Origin of the sequence: Bartonella sp. AP57NXGY (assembly GCF_042195805.1) — a bacterium.
GTDB lineage: Bacteria > Pseudomonadota > Alphaproteobacteria > Rhizobiales > Rhizobiaceae > Bartonella.
In genome coordinates, this window is record NZ_JBHIOZ010000441.1 from 1 (window position 1) to 859 (window position 859).

The 859-nt window shown below is 44.7% G+C and carries 1 protein-coding gene; it reads left to right on the forward strand.

Features of this window, described 5'->3' with window-relative positions:
* Positions 1-859 (forward strand): class I fructose-bisphosphate aldolase (locus ACFIL8_RS11365; protein ID WP_375689880.1); only part of this gene is annotated, 859 nt, incomplete at both ends.

Genomic DNA, 859 nt, shown 5'->3' on the forward strand with positions numbered 1-859 from the left:
CACTTGCTTTGGTGCATGCGGGTAAAGGTATTTTGGCGGCAGATGAAAGTACGGCGACCATTGGAAAGCGTTTTGAAAGCATTGGTGTTGAATCCAATGAAGATAAGCGCCGTGCTTATCGTGAAATGCTTTTTAGTACAAAAGAAGCGATGGAAAACGCCATCTCTGGGGTTATTTTATTTGATGAAACCATTCGGCAAAAAGCATCAACTGGGAAAATGTTGACGGATCTTATTCGGGATTCAGGCGCTTTGCCAGGGATTAAAGTTGATACCGGTGCAAAACCCTTGGCTGCTTTTCCCCAAGAAACAATTACCGAAGGGTTGGATGGTCTTCGTGAGCGGCTAAAAGATTATTATGCTTTGGGAGCACGTTTTGCTAAATGGCGTGCGGTAATTGCTATTGATGAATACACTTTGCCAACAAGAGGCGCCATAAGACAAAATGCACAAGCTCTTGCACGCTATGCTGCCTTATGTCAGGAGTTCAATATTGTGCCCATTGTTGAGCCGGAAGTGTTGATGGATGGATCATCGTGTGGGCATTCAATTACACGCTGCTTTGAGGTGACACGCACTGTTTTGCAGGCTGTCTTTAAAGAATTGTTTGAAGCTCGTGTTCTTTTGGAGGGGATGATTTTAAAGCCCAATATGGTGATTGATGGAAAGGATGCTCGCAAGGCTTCTGTTGAAGAAGTTGCTGAAAAGACTGTCCAAGTGCTTAAACAGACTGTTTCTGCCGCTGTTCCCGGAATTGCTTTTCTTTCTGGAGGGCAGTCTGATCAGGAAGCAACGGCGCATTTATCTGCTATGAATTCTTTGGGCGTATTGCCTTGGAAATTGACCTTTTCCTATGGACG